This window comes from Paenibacillus herberti (assembly GCF_002233675.1).
Classification (GTDB): domain Bacteria; phylum Bacillota; class Bacilli; order Paenibacillales; family Paenibacillaceae; genus Paenibacillus_O; species Paenibacillus_O herberti.
In genome coordinates, this window is record NZ_NMUQ01000001.1 from 777,593 (window position 1) to 795,422 (window position 17,830).

General features: G+C 53.1%; 21 protein-coding genes. 16 read left to right on the top strand and 5 right to left on the bottom strand.

From position 1 onward, the window contains the following. Positions 1-67 precede the first annotated feature (67 nt). From CGZ75_RS03640 to CGZ75_RS03655, 4 genes are all read left to right on the top strand, one after another. On the top strand, positions 68-817 hold the full coding sequence (locus tag CGZ75_RS03640) for a hypothetical protein (protein ID WP_089522915.1): 750 nt from the start codon (positions 68-70) through the stop codon (positions 815-817). Between the two features lie 88 nt (positions 818-905). Continuing rightward, positions 906-2,021 (top strand): aminopeptidase, encoded by a 1,116-nt coding sequence (locus tag CGZ75_RS03645; protein WP_089522916.1) that lies wholly within the window; start codon positions 906-908, stop codon positions 2,019-2,021. A 127-nt stretch (positions 2,022-2,148) separates the two neighbouring features. Next, positions 2,149-2,391, top strand: coding sequence for an HPr family phosphocarrier protein (locus tag CGZ75_RS03650; RefSeq protein WP_089522917.1), 243 nt, complete (start codon positions 2,149-2,151; stop codon positions 2,389-2,391). Between the two features lie 149 nt (positions 2,392-2,540). Then, positions 2,541-2,837 carry an Fpa/YlaN family protein gene (locus CGZ75_RS03655; RefSeq protein ID WP_089522918.1) on the top strand — a complete coding sequence of 99 codons (297 nt, stop codon included), beginning with the start codon at positions 2,541-2,543 and terminating at the stop codon, positions 2,835-2,837. A 64-nt stretch (positions 2,838-2,901) separates the two neighbouring features. Here the strand turns inward: CGZ75_RS03655 and cax are convergent, their stop codons facing one another. Further along, positions 2,902-3,978, bottom strand: a complete 1,077-nt coding sequence (gene cax, locus CGZ75_RS03660) for a calcium/proton exchanger (protein WP_089522919.1) — start codon at positions 3,976-3,978, stop codon at positions 2,902-2,904. Positions 3,979-4,239: 261 nt separating this feature from the next. On the opposite strand from cax, the gene CGZ75_RS03665 reads away from it, so the two are divergent. Beyond that, positions 4,240-4,632: an Asp23/Gls24 family envelope stress response protein gene (locus tag CGZ75_RS03665; RefSeq protein ID WP_089522920.1), complete on the top strand. Its 393-nt coding sequence runs from the start codon at positions 4,240-4,242 to the stop codon at positions 4,630-4,632. Positions 4,633-4,745: 113 nt separating this feature from the next. Here CGZ75_RS03665 and ftsW read toward each other — a convergent pair whose 3' ends face one another. After that, positions 4,746-5,948 (bottom strand): putative lipid II flippase FtsW, encoded by a 1,203-nt coding sequence (ftsW, locus tag CGZ75_RS03670; protein ID WP_089522921.1) that lies wholly within the window; start codon positions 5,946-5,948, stop codon positions 4,746-4,748. 14 nt (positions 5,949-5,962) lie between these two features. After that, entirely contained in the window at positions 5,963-6,310 is a 348-nt protein-coding gene (locus CGZ75_RS03675) for a YugN family protein (RefSeq protein ID WP_089522922.1), read from the bottom strand. 221 nt (positions 6,311-6,531) lie between these two features. Between CGZ75_RS03675 and CGZ75_RS03680 the strand changes: the two genes are divergently transcribed. From CGZ75_RS03680 to CGZ75_RS25055, 11 genes are all read left to right on the top strand, one after another. Further along, positions 6,532-7,731 (top strand): amidohydrolase, encoded by a 1,200-nt coding sequence (locus tag CGZ75_RS03680; RefSeq protein ID WP_342745641.1) that lies wholly within the window; start codon positions 6,532-6,534, stop codon positions 7,729-7,731. A 107-nt stretch (positions 7,732-7,838) separates the two neighbouring features. After that, entirely contained in the window at positions 7,839-8,282 is a 444-nt protein-coding gene (locus CGZ75_RS03685; protein ID WP_245850688.1) for a CBS domain-containing protein, read from the top strand. A gap of 274 nt (positions 8,283-8,556) precedes the next feature. Beyond that, positions 8,557-9,153: a TetR/AcrR family transcriptional regulator gene (locus CGZ75_RS03690; protein WP_089522924.1), complete on the top strand. Its 597-nt coding sequence runs from the start codon at positions 8,557-8,559 to the stop codon at positions 9,151-9,153. Positions 9,154-9,409: 256 nt separating this feature from the next. Further along, positions 9,410-11,110 (top strand): DNA repair helicase XPB, encoded by a 1,701-nt coding sequence (locus tag CGZ75_RS03695; RefSeq protein ID WP_089522925.1) that lies wholly within the window; start codon positions 9,410-9,412, stop codon positions 11,108-11,110. Next, positions 11,107-13,206, top strand: a complete 2,100-nt coding sequence (locus CGZ75_RS03700; RefSeq protein WP_089522926.1) for a hypothetical protein — start codon at positions 11,107-11,109, stop codon at positions 13,204-13,206. Before CGZ75_RS03695 ends, CGZ75_RS03700 begins: the two co-directional genes overlap by 4 nt. A 109-nt stretch (positions 13,207-13,315) precedes the next feature. Further along, entirely contained in the window at positions 13,316-13,777 is a 462-nt protein-coding gene (locus CGZ75_RS03705) for a YlbF/YmcA family competence regulator (RefSeq protein ID WP_089522927.1), read from the top strand. A gap of 53 nt (positions 13,778-13,830) precedes the next feature. Beyond that, entirely contained in the window at positions 13,831-14,097 is a 267-nt protein-coding gene (locus CGZ75_RS03710; RefSeq protein ID WP_089522928.1) for a YlbG family protein, read from the top strand. A 199-nt stretch (positions 14,098-14,296) separates the two neighbouring features. After that, the gene (locus CGZ75_RS03715) at positions 14,297-14,734 is read left to right on the top strand and encodes a hypothetical protein (protein WP_089522929.1); all 438 of its coding nucleotides are present in this window, start codon (positions 14,297-14,299) and stop codon (positions 14,732-14,734) included. A 166-nt stretch (positions 14,735-14,900) separates the two neighbouring features. Further along, a complete protein-coding gene (locus tag CGZ75_RS03720; protein WP_089522930.1) occupies positions 14,901-15,812 on the top strand; it encodes a selenium metabolism-associated LysR family transcriptional regulator in 912 nt (303 codons plus the stop codon). Next, positions 15,803-16,654 carry a PHP domain-containing protein gene (locus tag CGZ75_RS03725; RefSeq protein ID WP_089522931.1) on the top strand — a complete coding sequence of 284 codons (852 nt, stop codon included), beginning with the start codon at positions 15,803-15,805 and terminating at the stop codon, positions 16,652-16,654. The genes CGZ75_RS03720 and CGZ75_RS03725 overlap by 10 nt, the downstream gene beginning before the upstream one ends. 79 nt (positions 16,655-16,733) lie before the next feature. Then, a complete protein-coding gene (locus CGZ75_RS25055; protein WP_176444665.1) occupies positions 16,734-16,910 on the top strand; it encodes a glycine zipper family protein in 177 nt (58 codons plus the stop codon). Positions 16,911-17,056: 146 nt separating this feature from the next. Here the strand turns inward: CGZ75_RS25055 and CGZ75_RS24380 are convergent, their stop codons facing one another. Together CGZ75_RS24380 and CGZ75_RS25060 are read right to left on the bottom strand one after the other, a co-directional pair. After that, on the bottom strand, positions 17,057-17,542 hold the full coding sequence (locus CGZ75_RS24380; RefSeq protein ID WP_141136657.1) for a hypothetical protein: 486 nt from the start codon (positions 17,540-17,542) through the stop codon (positions 17,057-17,059). A gap of 43 nt (positions 17,543-17,585) precedes the next feature. Further along, the coding region (locus CGZ75_RS25060; protein ID WP_176444666.1) for a hypothetical protein at positions 17,586-17,830 on the bottom strand (245 nt) is incomplete at its 5' end.

A 17,830-nucleotide genomic window follows, 5' to 3' on the forward strand; every position in this document is an offset into this window, starting at 1 on the left:
CATCCGCTCCGCATAAATGTCAGGCACGGAAGGACAATCTATACAAAAAGCTAAAGGAGCTGCGAAAATGGTTGCAATCATACGTTCGTTTGCCGTGATTTTCTCCCTGCAGGTGCTTCTTCTATATGGCTGTTCTGTCGGTAGCTCCGGTCGCTCACCAGAGGAATTGTTCAGCTTGACGGTGTCTGGATTGTCCGCCAGGGAGGTATATCATTTCAAGGCCGAATCGAACAGCATGGAGCAAGCGGGGAAGGTACAGATGAATACAGCTTTTGACGGCGTTGTGCAAAGGCATAATGGGCTGCAGCTCAAGCAGACGGGCGGTCCGCGCTTGCTTTCAGCAGTCGGAGACAGCCTTGGCGACGACAACTACAACCCATCTGCTCTTCTGGATGGGCTGTTGAAGGCTAAATCAGAGGTGAAGCTTGACGCTTCGCGTTCCGATGCCGGGACGGCTTGCCTCGTCATCACTCCTGACGCAAAGGAGGCAACTCGGATATGGCGGGAGCGGCTGGACGGACAGTGGCAGAGCGTGCGATCACTGCAGCCGGAGCAGAGCAGCGGCTGGAGCCGTTTGGATGCGAGTAAGAAGCGTGAGATTAAGGGCCGCTGGGGCAAAGAGTTAGAGCAAGGGGAGCGCGTTTGGAGCGATCGAATGAATAGCCTCGCCGCACAGGCAAGTTATGAGCTTCTCGTTGACCGAAAACGTTTGGTTCCAATTTCTCTGAAAGAAACTTCCAAGCTGGCTTATCGGGCAGAAGGCAAACAAACAGAGGAAAACCGCCGGATTATGTTTCAATTTCAGTCTTTCCGCTAATACATTGCCGCAGGGCCGTGCAGAAGCGGGAAAACTCATGATAGGATGAACGTGGAAAAATTACTCCAGTCCGAGAGGAGCTGCATTCATGCGTGATCCACGCCTGCAAACATTAGCCGCTAATCTGGTTCGCCACTCCGTGCGCGTAAAGCCCGGCGAGAATATTCTGATTGATATGATCGGGCCCGAAAGAGAGCTAGCCAAATGCCTCGTCGAAGAGGTGGCGCGCGCCGGCGGGCATCCTTTTGTCGAGACAAGCGACCGCTCCGTGTTGCGATCTCTGCTACTCCACGCCAGCAAGGAGCAGATCGAGCTCTGGTCGAATCTTGATCAGGCCCGAATGAAGCAAATGCAAGGTTACATAGCGATCCGCTCGGGAGAAAACGTGAACGAGCTGTCGGATGTACCGGAAGAGAAAATGAAGCTTTATCAACAGCTGTATTCCCATCCGGTTCACTCTGAAATTCGCGTTAAACAAACTAAATGGGTTGTGCTGCGTTACCCGAGTGCGTCCATGGCTCAGCTGGCCAAAATGAGCACAGAAGCATTTGAGGATTTCTACTTTAATGTATGTAACCTGGATTACAGCCGAATGGAAGAGGCGATGACACCGCTTAAGCAGCTTATGGACCGGACGGATAAAGTTCGAATTACGGGTCCAGGCACGGATCTCAGCTTCTCCATCAAGGGAATAGGTTCCGTCAAATGCGCTGGCGAGCGCAATATTCCGGATGGTGAGTTATACACGGCTCCAATCCGCGATTCCGTTCAAGGCACGATTACGTACAATACTTCGAGTGTGAATTCGGGGGTCACTTTTGATAATATCTCCTTCACGTTCGAAAATGGCCGCATCGTCAAGGCAACCAGCAGCGATGAGAAGCGAATCAATGAAATTCTCGATACGGATGAAGGCGCACGTTATATCGGGGAATTCAGCCTCGGCTTCAATCCTTACATCCTGCACCCTATGAACGACACGTTGTTCGATGAGAAAATTGCCGGTTCCTTGCACTTTACTCCTGGCCAAGCCTACGAGGAAGCAGACAATGGCAATCGCTCCGCTGTACACTGGGATCTCGTCCTCATTCAGCGTCCGGAATATGGCGGCGGAGAAGTTTACTTTGACGACGTACTGATTCGCAAGGATGGCCTATTCGTTCTGCCGGAGCTGGAAGGGCTGAATCCAGAGGGCTTGAAATAAGCTGTGAAGGGCTGATTCTAATTGTGCTCTTTTGGTTAATATTTACCTGTTCATCTTGAACGGGAGATCGTTTCAGAGTATGATGGAGGAAACGTTTTCTTATGTTTTTTAACAGGGAGGAATACCTATGTCCAACAATGCGGCTATCGTAGAAATTTCCCAAGTTGCCAGCAGGTTCCGCTCGTCGATCGTGCTTCAGGCAGACAGCAAGTACATCGACGTCAAGAGTATCCTGGGCCTGTTCACCACGTTGGTCGGCGGCCATTCTTATGAGCTTCATGTCCACGGTTCGGACAGCGAAGAAGCGAAGCAGGCGCTTGCAGAGGTTTTCAAGAAGCATAACCTCAACATTACCATTATCGGCGAATAAGCCGCGAAGGGCGTCTCTCCCCGTTGGACGGGGGGAGGCGCCTTCTTTGTTTGTCCTTGTGTATTGACCTGGAATCGTCTAATATTAAAGGTATTACGGTGTAAAGTTATGATGGTATACGGCGAGACATCCGCACAGGGGGGGAAACTATGTCTTCACCGGAAGTTCTGGTCCATCTGCATCAGAAGGCGGTTCAACTGCTGCAGGATGACGCTAACAAGATTGAGAAACTAATTGAAGTGCAGATGGAAAATCTTGCGACCCGCAAGTGCCCTCTCTACGAAGAGGTTCTCGATACCCAGATGTATGGCTTTTCCCGAGAGGTTGACTTTGCTGTTCGGGCAGGATTGATTGAGGAAGCTGCGGGCAAGGCGATCATGAGCCGCCTGGAGCGCAATCTGGCTCAATTGTATGAAGCGCTGGACCAAAAAAACCAGCTCCTATAGGATACGGCAGAACAAAGAGGCGGCACCGCAATCGGTGCCGCCTCTTTGTTCTGCTACTAACCACTTACACAAGGAAAAACGCAAAGCCTAAAATGATATAGACCATAATCAGCAGAAAGCCCTCGTACCAGTTGGTGCGTCCGTCGCTGGCAACAGCCTTGGCGATAAACACCGATACGGCAATTGCGGCCAGCTCAATCGGCGTGAATACGATATCCATCGTTGGACCGAAGAAACCACTGATCAGGACGAGCACTGGTGCGACGAAAAGAGCAATTTGCAAGCTTGAGCCTACCGCTATCTCAACAGCTGCGCCTATTTTGTTTTTCATGGCTAGCATGATGGCGGCACTGTGTTCGGCTGCGTTGCCGACGATGGCGACGACAAAGGCGCCGATAAACAGCTCAGAGAGGCCAAAACGAGCAGATACGCTATGCAGTGTTCCGACCAGCCACTCGCTGACAAAAGCAACCATGACAGTGGCAAGCACGAGGTACAGCACGGAACGTTTGAGAGTCCAGAGCGGCTCCTCGTGATGCTCACCGGCTTGGGCTTCTGCCTTATCTTCCATATCCGAGAGCATATCTTTATGCGTGATCATGGAGAATACGAGCCAGAGTAAGTAGCTGACGATGAGAATGATCGCAACCGTAATACTAAGAATCTGATCTTTCCTGAACGTAAAATGCTCGGCCGAAACAAAGGTTGCAGGGATAAACAGGGCAACGATGGCTAGTATCATCAAGGTTGAGTTGTGGTTGGCCAGCTGCACATTGTAGCGCTGTTCTTTGAATTTGAGGCCGCCGAGAAAAATACTAAGCCCAAGCACCAGCAGCAGGTTGCCGATGATCGAGCCAGTAAGGCTCGCTTTGACCGTCTCGAATGATCCCGCCTTGACCAGGAAAATGGCGATAATCAATTCGGCGGCATTGCCGAATGTGGCATTGAGGAAGCCACCCAGACGCTGGCCGGCATAGTGCGCAACGGATTCGGTCGCTTGGCCTAGAAACCCGGCTACAAACACGACTGAGATCGCGGAGACAGCGAATAGGAACATCTGATTCCAGTGAAGGTAATGCGCGAGAGCGCTCAATGCAAATGAGGCAATCAGCCCAGCATAAAATAGTTGTCGTCGGTTCAAGAGTCATGCACCTCTTTTTAAAATTGGCTTTGATAGGCAAAATATGTATCTTAATATAACCATTCTTACTACTAAAGTAAACGTGGTGGACAAAACCGCCACTTTGATGGAAGTGGTAGAAGGGTTAATTCGCGCAGCGAGTTTAGCCCTTACATTTCTAAGTCCAGCTTATATAAAGGAACGCAAGCGGCTATCTTGCATTTACGAGATCGCATCCATTACAATGGATTAAAGTGGTTCTACTCGAAGGGGTTGAGCGTTGTGGCGGAAGATCTTGAAACAGGTATGATTCGGATTTCGGACGACGTTGTTGCAACGATTGCAGGACTTGCGGCACTGGAGACACCGGGGATTGCTGCCATGTCAGGCGGTATTTCTGAAGGTCTTGCCAAACGGCTGAGCGGGAAAAATGCCCAAAAGGGCGTGACGGTTGAAGTCGGCCAGCTAGAAGCGGCTATCGATCTGCGGGTCATCGTCCAATATGGGATTCCAATTCAGGAAGTATGTCGTCAACTGCAGCTAAGTGTACGCGAAGCAGTCGAGAATATGACGGGGCTTAATGTAGTGGAGGTCAATGTTAAAGTAGACGGTGTTCTCTTCCGCGAGGACTCGGCTGAGGAATCGGCGCCCAATAGCGCACGGCTTATCAAATAAAATATGACATTGCGGCCTGCTCCCATTCGATTGGGAGCAGGCTTTTTCGTTCGATTAGTGGACACAAAAAAGCCCGCATCCTTCATTACAGAAGGTTGCGGGCTGTCAGAGCTTCAGGGCAGTAGCTGTCGAGGTGTAGTGGATGTTTTGGATGTATGTCTCTCCGGCACGGTTGTCTCGCGGTTCGCTTCGCGCGATATGCTTAGCATTACGCCCATAGCAATCATCGAGGAGAGCAGCGAGGAACCGCCATAACTGATGAATGGCAACGTAACGCCGGTAAGCGGAATCGCTCCGGTTACGCCACCAATATTGACGAAAGCCTGTACAGCCAGAAGAGAAACGATGCCGGCTCCAACGACGGTGCCGTATACATCGGGGCAGCGAAGGGCAACGAGAAGGCCGCGCCACAGGAACAGTAGAAATACGATTATGAAGAGTGCGCTGCCGATGAATCCGAGCTCTTCACCGATAATCGCAAAAATGAAGTCATTGTAGGGAAAGGGCAAGTACTGCACTTTCTGGATGCTTTGGCCGAGCCCGGCTCCGTTGAAACCTCCATGGCCTAGCGCCATGAGTGAGCGAGCGACCTGCAAACCGTCTCCAAGTGCATCTGCAAGCGGATCCCGGAAGCTCGTAAAACGGTTAATCCGGTACGCCCAGCTCGTGCTATCTACTAAATAGCTGATTGCCACAACGAAAGAAATTGCAATGGTGCCGAAAAAGCTGGCTGCAACCAACTGCCGGAGATTGGCGCCGCCTGCAAAAATCATCATCATCGCACAGATGCAGATGACGAGAGTGGAGCCCAAATCGGGCTGCAGCATGATCATACCGCACACAACTGCAACGATAACAATAACCGGGATGAGCCCTTTTTTGAAGCTGCGGAATTTATCGCCTTTCTTGGCGATAAGCGATCCAAGATACAGGATCAGGGCAACCTTAGCGAATTCGGTCGGCTGGATGCCGAGTGGTCCGATATCAAGCCAGCTGCGGGCACCGTTTAATTCTTTTCCGATGAACGGGACAAGCAGGAGCAACACCATGACAGGAAAGAAAAAGAGGATGAAACCCTTCTTGAAGAACTGGTAGCGAAAGTTCATCAGAAAGAGCATCAACCCCGTGCCGATTACAGCGAACATAAGCTGTTTCTTGAAAAAATGCAGCGGATCGTTATCGTACTCGCTGCTAACCTCAGCGATGCTGGAACTGGAGCTGAAGACCATTACAAGTCCGAAGCCGACCAGTACCAGCGTCAGGATGAGGAGCAGAAAGTCCGGTCTGCCGCGGCGGCGTTCCGGTTGTGCTTTCATTTCATACCATCACCTTAGTCAGCGAGCTTTTGTTTCAGCTCGGCAAGCTTTTGCTTCGCAGCGCTCAGGATCGGCTGCGGAACAGCGGATTCATAATCCAACCCGTGAGGGAAGGTTGCACGGCCAATGTACACATGCTCAATCGCGAGCACCGCGGCGGGGTTTTCCAGCTTGCCTTCAACGGCGCGAGCATTCATGCGCAGGAAGTACTCTTGGCCCGTGCTGTTGTCGACAAATTTCAAGTCATATGTAGCGCGGTAATATTCCCACTGCCAGCGGACGAATCCGAGGCTCTCCGCACTCCCATCGAGATGAGCCAGATCGCTCTTCATTCCGTCAAGGCCGGTGTTTTCAATAATCATGAATATCCTCCTCAGCAGCTTGGCAAAGACTATACACACTTTCATATTAGTATGTTTCCAAGGCCAGCGCAAGGCCTGCAAACCCTAGGGAAGGCTCACTGCGGGCTGTCAGGCGGGGCTGCGGGAGCACTCTTGAGGTTCGGGCTTTTTTTGCTAATCGTCTATCTAGCCTCCCTGCGCTTCTGGTACACTACTCCGTAAGAGGCAAGGAGGAGATCATAGTGGACAAGCAAACCCGCATGGAGGCCATGCTGACGATGGACCGCCTGATGCCAAGTATGGTCGCGAATCGTCGCCATCTGCACCGCCATCCCGAGCTCAGCTTTCAAGAAAAGGAAACATCGAGCTGGATCTTAAGCAAGCTGGTGGAACTCGGCTGTGTCGATGTCCGCACAGGGGTAGGAGGACATGGCGTCGTGGTCGAGCTGAAGGGCTCTGAGCCAGGACCGGTCATCGCGCTGCGCGCGGATATGGACGCATTGCCAATCCAGGAGGAAAAGGAATCGGAGTACCGATCCACGATACCAGGAGTTATGCATGCTTGCGGCCATGATGCTCATACGGCTTCTCTGCTTGGCATCGCGGCTTACTACCAGTCGCTCCAAGGGGGGTTCAAAGGCACCCGCCGCTTGCTGTTCCAGCCCGCAGAGGAGCTCACGCCAGGTGGAGCGCTGCCGATGATTAAAGACGGCGCGCTGGACGGGGTCGATGCCATTTATGGCGTGCATCTATGGAGTCCGGTACCGGCCGGTCAAGTGAGCATACGCGGAGGCGCCTTCATGGCTGGAGTGGATGAATTCACCATCGATATTATCGGCAGGGGCGGGCATGGGGGAATGCCGCAGGATACTGCGGATGCGATTGTAGCAGGCTCAGCTCTCGTACAAGCCTTGCACACCGTCGTCAGTCGCAATGTAAGCCCGCTGGATACAGCTGTGCTTACGATAGGATCATTTCAGGCTGGAGAGGCGAGCAACATTATCGCCGGGCATTGTCGGCTCAAGGGAACGGTCCGTTCCTTCGACCTTCGTGTTCGGGATCGTGTGCGCAGCCGAATCGAGGAGCTTGTGCGGAGCATCTGTGCCGGATTCGGGACGGAGGGCAGGTTGAATTATCGGGAAGGTTATCCGCCGGTCATCAACGATGCCGCAGAAGCCGAGCGATGTCGGTGTGCCGCCGTAGACCTATTCGGTCCGGAAGCGGTTGGTGAGTCGGAGCTTATTACGGCCGGTGAGGATTTTGCCTATTATTTGGAGCGAATTCCGGGATGTTTCCTGTTCGTAGGAGCCGGCAATCCCGAGCTGGACGCCATTTATCCCCATCATCACCCGAGATTCGATCTGGATGAGAGCTCCATGCATCAATCGGCGCTGCTGCTCATTGGCTGCGCGGAGCGCTTCGTATCCCACTGGTCCGAATGAGACCGCCCAATCGGTGCATTCTATAGGCAGTATGTCATGCATGTCATGCCGCGACCGAGTGGTAGCGATGTACAGCCGAGGCCGATTCAGGAAAGGATGCGGAGAAATTGTCCAGAAGTGTAGGAGATTTAATGACTCGCACTTGTTACACCGCAACACTGAAAGACAATGTATATGAACTAGCGGTATTGATGAAGGAGCACGGAATCGGCTTTGTTCCTATCGTTGAGGGAGACAAGCTGATCGGAGTGGTGACGGACCGCGATCTTGTTCTACGTGGTTATGGAGCCAAACATCCCGGTTCGACGGCGGTGCGCGAGGTGATGACGGCGGACCCGATAACGGTCAGCCCCGACGTTGATGCAGAGGAGGCGGCCGAGCTGATGGCCTCTCGCCAAATAAGGCGGCTGGCCGTTGTGGACGGTGACGGGAAATTGGCAGGTGTGCTGTCAATCGGCGATCTGGCCGTTAACGGCCGCTATCGCCAAGAAGCCGGAGAAGCGCTCGGCGAAATTTCCGAGTCCCCGAATGGATCGGCGCTTTACCATTAGGGAGCTGAATAAGTTGGACTGGTGCATCCCAATAGCTCCATGCCGCAAGTCGGCATGGAGCTATTGTACATACTCGAGCGCTATAGATGTTGGGGGTTGCTCGCAGGGTGTGGGAGCGCATTTGATATTATCTGATTTCCGCCATCGAAGGATCGCCCGGGTAAACCGAATGAATGCAGTGCCTGTCGGGCGCAAGGCATGTATACTTGACATACAAGCGAATGAAACATAGGATAGAATGATCGTTCTATTCCAAGGGGAAGGAGGAGCCGGAATGTTTGAAGCTTACAATAAGGCGCAGCAGGCAGTGCTGGAAACGACTCTGCGCATCATCATTCGTAAGGAGCTGCAAGCGACTTCGATGGCACTCATTGCCAAAGAGTCGCAAGTCTCGACAGGGAACATTTATCATTATTTTAAAAGTAAGGAAGACATCGTCAACGAGCTGTACCGCGCCATCGTAGCATTCAACGGAGAGTATGTTTCAGAAGCTTTTTCCCGAGGCCGTACCATCCGCGAGAAGTTTGAGCTGGCGTGGGGGAGGGTGATCGAGCTTAGTCGAAACCATCCCGAAGGCTTTCAATTCATCGAACAGTATACGTTTTCTCCCTATATCCGCGATGATGTCAAAGAAGCCGTTTATGGGGGAGGCTGGTGCGAGCCGATGAACCGTTTGTATGTGGAGGCAATCGAGCAAAAGCTGTTCAAGCCGATGGACCCGAGACTGATGGTTCAGATGCATCACGGCTCCTTCGTATACATGCTCAAAGCCAACCTGCATTGCAATTACGAACTGACCTCCGAAATGATTAGTGCCGCTATTGCCTCATGCTGGGATGCGGTTCGGGCGGATGTATCTGCTTCTGAGTAAGAGATGCAGGACTCAAGGAGATGAATCCACCGCTGGCTAAGAGATGTTAAATCCGAGCGGAGAAATCCCCTCTAGTTAAAAGAAACTGGACCCAAGCGGTCCGGTTTCTTTTTTATCTTTTATTACCTTGTGACAGCACGGTTTGATTAGTGGCATAGAATAGGCTTAACCATGCCGATGGCAGTCGTGAAGGGATAAAAGATACCAAGACTGCCCCATACTGAAAGAAATCACCATTCTTCAGGAGGGCAGCCATATGCTGAAACGAAAAAACGGTCCGCTTATCGTCCAAGCAGACGGCACTGTGCTGCTAGATGATGCTCATCCGGCGGCTGAGGAGGCGAGGGTAGAGCTGAGTCGCTTTGCAGAGCTAGTGAAGCGCCCCGGTACGATGCATCTATATAGGATCAGTCCGCTGTCCGTATGGAATGCGGCTTCGCTTGGAATGTCGGCTGAAGACATGTTACAAGTGCTTCGCCAGAACGGGCGTTATGCCCTGCCTGCGGAAGCGGTTGAACGATTGCAACAGTGGATGGAACGCTGCGGCGGTTTGGAGCTGTTGCAAGGAGATGGCGGCGGCCTGCTGCTGGCCGGAGACGAGCGTCGAGTGGCGGAGCTGCCGCATGACTGGCTGCTTTCGCTTGGCGCAATACAGAATAACCGAGGCTGGTCTGTGCCGGCTGATCGGCGCGGCGAGCTAAAGCGTGAGTTGGTTCGTTTAGGCATGCCGGTGCTGGACAAGGCGGGATACAGAGAAGGAGAAATGCTGAGCGTAGAGCTTCGGACAGAACTAAAGGGCGGCCGTCCTTTCCGGCTTCGCGATTATCAGCAGGAAGCTGTGGAACGCTTTTGCAGGCAGGGGGGCCAAGGTGGAAGCGGGGTAATTGTGCTGCCTTGCGGAGCCGGGAAAACCCTTGTTGGTGCGGCCGCGCTCGCCCGGCTTGGCTGCGCCGCTCTTGTACTGACCTCCGGTTCGACATCGGTACGGCAATGGAAGCGAGAGTTGCTGGACAAAACGACGATTAGTGAGAGCGACATCGGCGAATACACAGGGGACTTGAAGCAGATTAGACCGGTTACGATCGCTTCCTATCAGATTTTGGCCCAGGGCAAAGTTAATGCTCGAAAAAATAATGCAGGTGACCATATGGGATTGTTCAACAGCCGGGACTGGGGTTTGATCATCTATGATGAGGTACATTTGCTGCCCGCCCCTGTTTTTCGTCTTACGGCTGACCTCCAAGCGACGCGCCGCTTAGGGCTTACTGCTACGCTTGTGAGGGAAGATGGGCGTGCGGAGGATGTGTTCTCGCTAATCGGGCCCAAGCTATACGAGCTTCCTTGGAGAGATCTTGAGCGTCAAGGGTGGATCGCCAGTGTGAGCTGCCTGGAACTGAGGGTTCCACTTTGCGACTCTGTTGTTGAAGCGTATGAGGGGGCGGATTTGAAAACGAGGCTGCGACTGGCGGCTGAGAACCCGGCCAAAGCGGAGGCGGTTAGAGATGTGCTCGATCGACATCCTGGCAGGCAGGCGCTTGTAATCGGTCATTATCTGGATCAGCTCCGCTCTCTGGGAGCGGAGCTTGAAGCTCCGGTGTTATGCGGCAGTACGCCTGCCGAAGAGCGCGAGGAGCTGTTTCGCCGTTTTAACAGCGGTGAGCTGACGCTGCTTGTTGTATCGCGTGTGGCTAATTTCGCGGTTGATCTGCCGTCGGCGTCGCTCGCGGTGCAGGTATCCGGAACTTTTGGCTCCCGTCAGGAGGAAGCCCAGCGGATTGGCAGGTTGCTGCGACCGAAGCCGGGCGACAATACCGCATTTTTTTATACGGTGGTGACGTCCGGGACAAAAGAGACGGAGTTTGCCCTTAAACGGCAGCTGTTCATGGTTGAACAGGGTTATCAGTATGAGCAGGCCGAAGCGGCTGGCTTTGAACGAGGCAAGGAGGAAGGGGCATGAGCACAGGCCGTCCATGGGAACGTAGTCGTCCAGCTCCTGTTCCGTTGCCGACTCAGGAGCAGGAAACATCGATTGTCGAGCCGATCGGTAAAGGACGGAGCTCTGTTCATTTGCCAGTTCAAGGGCAGGAAACATGGAGTGCTGAGCCGGTCGTCAAAGGTCGCAGCTCTGTTCCAAGTGGGCCGGGAAGCGGCGTCAGGCTGTCTTCGGCGGGGCTTTATTTGTTGCGCACGCTGCTGCATGGCTTTGGGCTTGGTGGTGCGGAGGAACGGCGGCTGCTGGAGATGGCCACGGACAGCGGAGCTTGGTCCAGACTGGAAACAGAGCTGGCGCTGGTCGAGTTATGGCGTGCTGGAGCCGTCGAGCTGCGCACCCGCTTCTGGGGCGAAAAGAGGGTCCATTTGCCTACTTCTAGCTATCGAGCATGGCTGGATGCTGTATTTCCTGCAACGCTGGATGCTTCACCAGCGGATGATCCTGGTATTCGGCAGTTAACGGGGGGCAGCAGCTCAAGGCTGTTGTCGCGTGTCCTGCTGGGAATAATGGCTCAGCTCGCCCGAAGCGGCCCGCAGCTGACTGTTAAAGGACAACTGCGGCGCAAAATGGCCATCGAGTTGGAAACAGAGCTCCGGCTGCCGGAGGAAGGGTTGCAACTGTTGTGGATTGCCCCGGCCTGGACGATAGATTATCCACCGGCGACGGCGATCACGCTCGACTGGATGGCGAGTGAAGGGCTTTTGGGAGAGGCAACAGGCGGCTGGCAGCTCGATTGGCCACAGCTTGTTGCTTGGATCGAGCTTCCTTTGCTGAAGCGCGAGCGGGGGCTGCTGCGCTGGCTGACGGGAAGGGCATTGTGCAAGGGACCTTCGGAGGCGGCCTGTGCATCCGTCTCAGCTTTGATGCAGCCAGATTGCTGGTACAGCCTGGAAGCGCTTGAGTCGGCTGTCCAAGAGCGTAGCGGTACTACCGAGCAGGTAACGATTCAAAGGTGGCTGGAGTTGTTGAGGGTCTGCGGCTGGGGTGAATTTGGCGAGGATAGTGAGGGGAACCGAGTTTTCCAACTGTTGCTCGGACATGACGAACCTGCTTCAACCGAAGCTGGTGGAGCCACTGGAGCCGTCAAGCCTGGCGAAGCGATAGAGGAGGCTTGGGAGATCGGAGCTGCTGAGGCTGGTGAAGAAGCTGAGAAGAACGCAGTTACTCGAGCTGCTGAACAGGCTGAGAAGATCGCAGCTGCCCCATCTATTGAAGAGACCATTGAAATCATAGATGAAGAGGAGCCGCTCTTGCTCCAAGCGGATGGGGAAATATGGGCCGGATCATGGTCGGCGTATCGCTCGTTATGGCTGCTTGAACTGATTGCCGAAAGAGGAGAGCTACGCGAGCTCACTTCTTATCGCTTGACCGCCAGATCGTTGGCCAGACTTGGCCTTGTCCAGGGATCAGGCAGTATTGTCCGCGAGCTGCTGGAGCAGGCTTGCGGCTGTAAGCTGCCAGCTGCTGTGAGTGCTGCGCTGGAGGAGTGGCTGCCAGTTGCGACGACAGGCGCTCATGTCGAGGAAAGCTGCGAGGCGGAGAGCGGCTTGTTTACTTCACAGAAGCATCCACCCATTATCCTTGCTGCCGCCGAGGCGAAAAGAGATCGATTCTGGTCCGCCTGTCACAAACTTGAGTCTCCAACGACTGAACTTGCCCATTCCGGGGCGGCTGCAGGCCGCAGTGTGTTAAGGGTGGCCAAAAGCCAAGCCGTCGACCCGTTCGGGCTGGAGCTATTGTCGTCTGCCGCGCCTATTTCCCCACTTGAAGAGGGAGCTGCTGAGCTTGGCAAACTTCCAGCGGCATGGACCGGCTCGGCAAGGAGTTATCACGGCTCCACCTCTCGCCAGCTGATTGAAAGTGCCGTCAATCTGGGCCTGCCAGTTGAGCTGGGCACTGGTGAGTTACGCAAGCTGTTCGTACCTACCGAGTTGCACCGCGAAGAGGGGGCTCGGTGGTCGGCGTCGGGATTTTACCGTTGCGAGTTAACAGATGACCGTATTCCCGGTGAGCTCAATTCTGCTTATTCGGAGCCGATTAGGCTGATAGTGCCCCAATGAGGCAGCCGAATTCTGCCATTTAAAGCGAGACTTCGTTCTATCCGTTCGCCCTGCGTGTATGCTATGATATGCTGTAAGCGGCAGTTGCTGCGGAAAGGAGTGATTGCGGATGCAGGAGCTTCAAACGTTGGAGCCCGCCCCGCTAGACATGGCGCCATTGGTGCTCTGCGCCTATGAACTTGGCGACTCGATCAATCAGTCGGCGCTCGTAGCCGATTACTTATATTGGAAGGACCGCGCGGAAAATGATCCGGAGGCTCTTCGGCTGAAGGTGGTCTACGCCAAGGCGAAGGAACTATTCGATGAATGCCAGCGATTCGGGCGCTTCCATCCGGACTATAACGCCGCTAAGGATGCAATCAAGAAGGTAGAGGACGAGATGTCTGAGGTAGAGAGCATCCGGCGCTACAAGGAGACAGAGGCAGAGCTGGACACTCTCCTTTATGAAGTTTCCTTGATGATTGCGGAGTCGGTGTCCGAAACAATCAAGGTGCCGAGCAATAATCCGTTACCGACTGGTGGCTGCGGGAGCGGTGGTTCTTGTGGTTGCGGAAGCGGTGGCTGCGGCTAAGATTGCCGGCAGCTCAGGCCTTTTTACATTATTCAGGGCGGGTGAGAGTAAACATGTTTCCGGAACAGCGCAAGGGACATATTGTTTGGGTGAATGATATCAAGGCGGCACGCAACCTGGAGAAGTACGGGAATGTGCATTTTGTTTCCCGCCGACTCCATTACGCTGTTATTTATCTAGATGTTGAACGTGAGGAGGAAACGCTCCGCAACATTCAGCGACTTCCTTACGTCAAGAAGATCGAGAGATCGCTTCGGAGCGAGATCAAGACGGAGTACACGAAGGAATCTGAGGACAAGACCCGCTTTTACAGCATGTAAGACCGTCTATCGATTCTTCCGCAAGCCTTCGACTTTCCTATATGGAAAGAGAAGGCTTTTTTCTTCGTTCATCATAATCCAAAATGTTACAATAATGGGGAGACCTTATTTTATATTTGAAATTGGAAATAGTCATGGTAGAATAAACCTAATTCATATATAGATATAAAGGCCTGCTTCCCAAGGAGGAGTGGACAAGGTGAAGGATCGAACGACGGAGCGCTGGAGTACCTACGAGACGTTTCATGTGCAGCTGGGAGATAAACGGGTTGCTGATATTATCATCACCAACCACGCCAGAGAGCGCTGGACAGACCGGGTGGAGAGCCAGAAAACCGGCTATGAGGATATTGCGGACTATGTTTGGCAATGCCTCAAGCAGGGGCGCATCGAGTCGTACTATCGGAATGAGGAGGACGTTTACCTCATCGACGACGACTTGGTATTTGTGGCTGAATTCACAGATTCGGAGAAGGATTTTGATCTATCCGGCATCCCGCTGCATAAGATGATTGTCGTCACTTTTCTAGGACGTATGTCGGAAACGATCGAATTAAGGGACTTAAAGTCCTACTATTCATGGCTTCGACATTCTAGAAGGATGACACTCATAAAAAACAGTCGAAAGAGAAAATAATGGATGCCAAATGCAATTGTTGTCAAAATAATGGATTTAAATAGGAGAACAAGTCTGCGATCCCCCATCGCCAGGCTTGTTTAATTGTTTTTTAAGACCTGTTTATACTGAATGCCTTATTGCTGGGATTTACGGTATAATGGTCGCAAAAGAGGAGGCGAATGCGGTGGCACTTAACTTTCATCAGCTGCATATATTTCACACCGTTGCCGAAAAAGGCAGCTTCTCGGCCGCAGCTCAAGCACTGCATATGACGCAGCCTGCCGTAACGATGCAGGTACAATCGCTTGAGGATTACCTTGGCACGAAGCTGCTGCTCCGCTCGACCAAACGGATCGAACTGACGGATGCGGGAAGCATCCTGATGCCTTACGCCAAGCGAAGCATAGAGTTGATCCGGGATACAGATGCCGCGATGAGCCGATATGCAAGCGGTCTCAAGGGGAGGCTGCAGCTCGGAGCAAGTCTGACCATTGGTGAATATATCCTTCCGAGGCTGCTCGGTCCTTTCAATAAAGAGCATTCGGATATTTCGATTCGCATGAAGGTTATGAATACAACTCAGATCATAGATCATATTCAAAACCATCAGCTTGATTTTGGACTCGTGGAAGCACCTGTCACTCACCCGGATCTTCAAACTGAGCCCGTACTGAGCGATGAGCTCCAACTGATCGTTGGACGGCGGCATCCGCTAGCCGGACGGGGGGAAGTGCAGCTGCAGGAGGCGATCGGTTATCCACTCGTCCTTCGTGAGGAAGGTTCCGGCACCCGTCAGGTGATGGAGGATCAAATGATTTTAAAGTCGATTAATCCTTCTGATTTGCAGATCGTCATGGAGCTTGGCAGTACTGGGGCAATTAAGTCGGCGGTTGAAGCGGGGGTCGGCATGTCCTTTGTTTCCGCTTCTTCCATCAAGCATGAATTGTCGCTCGGTTTGCTGGAAACGGTACGCATTACGGATGCGGACTTCAGCCGGGAGTTCTACTCGATCTTTTTAAAGTCAACGCTGCTCCCGCTTCCCGCTGTGTCGTTCTTGAATTTCCTCCGTGGGAGGGATTTGAACCAATGGCTTTGATTCCGGCAGATCTGCATCTTCACACCACCGCCTCCGACGGAGTTGATGAACCTTCCGGAGTGGTACGGATTGCGGCCGAGCGAGGTCTTGCGGCGATTGCAATTACAGACCACGATACGATGGAAGGAGTTCAAGCGGCAGTTCAGGAGGCAAAAAAGTTCGGTCTTATCGTTATTCCTGGCATTGAGCTCAGCACGGCTAGTGAAGGACGGGATATTCATGTGCTCGGTTATGGAATGAATCAAGCGGATCTCGAGTGGCAGGAAAGGTTGCGCCTGCAGGGCAGTGTCCGGCAGCGCCGTAATGAGGCGCTGCTGGATAAGCTGAGCGAGCTCGGAATTGGCCTGACGCTGCAGGAGGTCGAAGCCGCAGCATCTGCGGCAGGCGGCTCGCCTGTAAGTCTGGGACGTCCGCATTTCGCAGCGGCGCTCGTAGCGAGTGGCGCCGCTTCGAGCATTAGGGATGCTTTTGACCGCTATCTTGGCGAGGGAGCTCCGGCCTATGTGAGTCAGCCGCGCATTACACCGGAGGAAGGCATTGCCTGGATCACCGAAGCTGGCGGCGTGCCGGTGCTCGCCCATCCCGGGTTGTACGGCCGGGACGAGCTGGTGGAGAGGCTAGCTGCAGGAGGTTTGTTGAAGGGAATCGAAGCCCTGCACCCCGATCATAGTGAGGAGCAAGAGCGTAGTTATGCAGCTCTGGCGGAGCGTTATGAACTGTTAGTTACCGGAGGCTCGGACTATCACGGCCGCAGGGGCAGTGAACTGCTGCACGGAGACGTTGGGGCGAGAGTTGTGGATGCGGCTCTGCTTTTGGAGCGGATGAACGGGGGTAGTAAGTAAGTTTGTGTAGAGCTTGCTGGGAGTAGGGGAAGTAGGAGGGGAATTAGTAGGAGCAGTAATAGGAGCAGTGCTAGGAGCAATGCTAGGAGCAGTGCTGGGAGCAGTGCTGGGAGCAGTGCTGGGAGCAGTGCTGGGAGCAGTGCTGGGAGCAGTGCTGGGAGCAGTGCTAGGAGCAGTGCTAGGAGCAGTACTAGGAGCATTGCTGGGAGCAGTACTAGGAGCAGTACTAGGAGCATTACTGGTGGAAATGGACTAGTAGTGTCTAGATAAGGTTCAGGCCAACAGGTATCCCCCGGACACAAAAACAAACAGCCAGCTTCTCATGCACCTGTACAGGCGTGAAGAAGCTGGCCTTTTTGACTAGATTGAAGGGACTAGATTGAATGGACTAGATTGAATGGACTAGATTGAATGGACTAGATTGAATGAACTAGTTGGATAACTACTTGCTGTGCCTCCGCAAATGTATGCCGTCGAAAGAATGAGTGCATTCCTACAAGCAAACTGAGAAAAGAGCGACGCTGCATTCAAGTAGTAAAAGCTACTTGAATCGAGCCAAAGCTGCTCCGACGTTGCATTTAAGTAGTAAATGTTACTTGAATCGAGCCAAGGTGACTGCGACGCTGCATTCAAGTAGTAAAAGTTACTTGAATCGGGCCGAAGCGGCTCCGACGCTGCATTCAAGTAGTAATAGTTACTTGAATCGGGCCGAAGCGGCTCCGACGTTGCATTCAAGTAGTTAATGCTACTTGAATCGGGCCGAAGCGGCTCCGACGTTGCGTTCAAGTAGTTAATGTTACTTGAATCGGGCCGAAGCGGCTCCGACGCTGTATTCAAGTAGTAAATGTTACTTGAATTGAGCCAAAGCGGCTCCGACGCTGCATTCAAGTAGTAATAGTTACTTGAATCGAGCCGAAGCGGCTCCGACGCATCAGTTCAAGTAGTTCAAGTTACTTGAATCGAGCCAAGGTGACTGCGACGCTGCATTCAAGTAGTAAAAGTTACTTGAATCGGGCCGAAGCGGCTCCGACGCTGCATTCAAGTAGTAATAGTTACTTGAATCGGGCCGAAGCGGCTCCGACGTTGCATTCAAGTAGTTAATGCTACTTGAATCGGGCCGAAGCGGCTCCGACGTTGCGTTCAAGTAGTTAATGTTACTTGAATCGGGCCGAAGAT

Coding starts and splice junctions, on each gene's coding strand:
- CGZ75_RS03655 (WP_089522918.1), top strand. CDS start 2,541: ATGTCTTCACCGGAAGTTCTGGTCCATCTGCATCAGAAGGCGGTTCAA.
- CGZ75_RS03710 (WP_089522928.1), top strand. CDS start 13,831: ATGTTTCCGGAACAGCGCAAGGGACATATTGTTTGGGTGAATGATATC.
- CGZ75_RS03695 (WP_089522925.1), top strand. CDS start 9,410: ATGCTGAAACGAAAAAACGGTCCGCTTATCGTCCAAGCAGACGGCACT.
- CGZ75_RS03640 (WP_089522915.1), top strand. CDS start 68: ATGGTTGCAATCATACGTTCGTTTGCCGTGATTTTCTCCCTGCAGGTG.
- CGZ75_RS03690 (WP_089522924.1), top strand. CDS start 8,557: ATGTTTGAAGCTTACAATAAGGCGCAGCAGGCAGTGCTGGAAACGACT.
- CGZ75_RS03700 (WP_089522926.1), top strand. CDS start 11,107: ATGAGCACAGGCCGTCCATGGGAACGTAGTCGTCCAGCTCCTGTTCCG.
- CGZ75_RS03645 (WP_089522916.1), top strand. CDS start 906: ATGCGTGATCCACGCCTGCAAACATTAGCCGCTAATCTGGTTCGCCAC.
- CGZ75_RS03725 (WP_089522931.1), top strand. CDS start 15,803: ATGGCTTTGATTCCGGCAGATCTGCATCTTCACACCACCGCCTCCGAC.
- ftsW (WP_089522921.1), bottom strand. CDS start 5,948: ATGAAAGCACAACCGGAACGCCGCCGCGGCAGACCGGACTTTCTGCTC.
- CGZ75_RS03675 (WP_089522922.1), bottom strand. CDS start 6,310: ATGATTATTGAAAACACCGGCCTTGACGGAATGAAGAGCGATCTGGCT.
- CGZ75_RS25055 (WP_176444665.1), top strand. CDS start 16,734: ATGCTAGGAGCAGTGCTGGGAGCAGTGCTGGGAGCAGTGCTGGGAGCA.
- CGZ75_RS03650 (WP_089522917.1), top strand. CDS start 2,149: ATGTCCAACAATGCGGCTATCGTAGAAATTTCCCAAGTTGCCAGCAGG.
- CGZ75_RS03705 (WP_089522927.1), top strand. CDS start 13,316: ATGCAGGAGCTTCAAACGTTGGAGCCCGCCCCGCTAGACATGGCGCCA.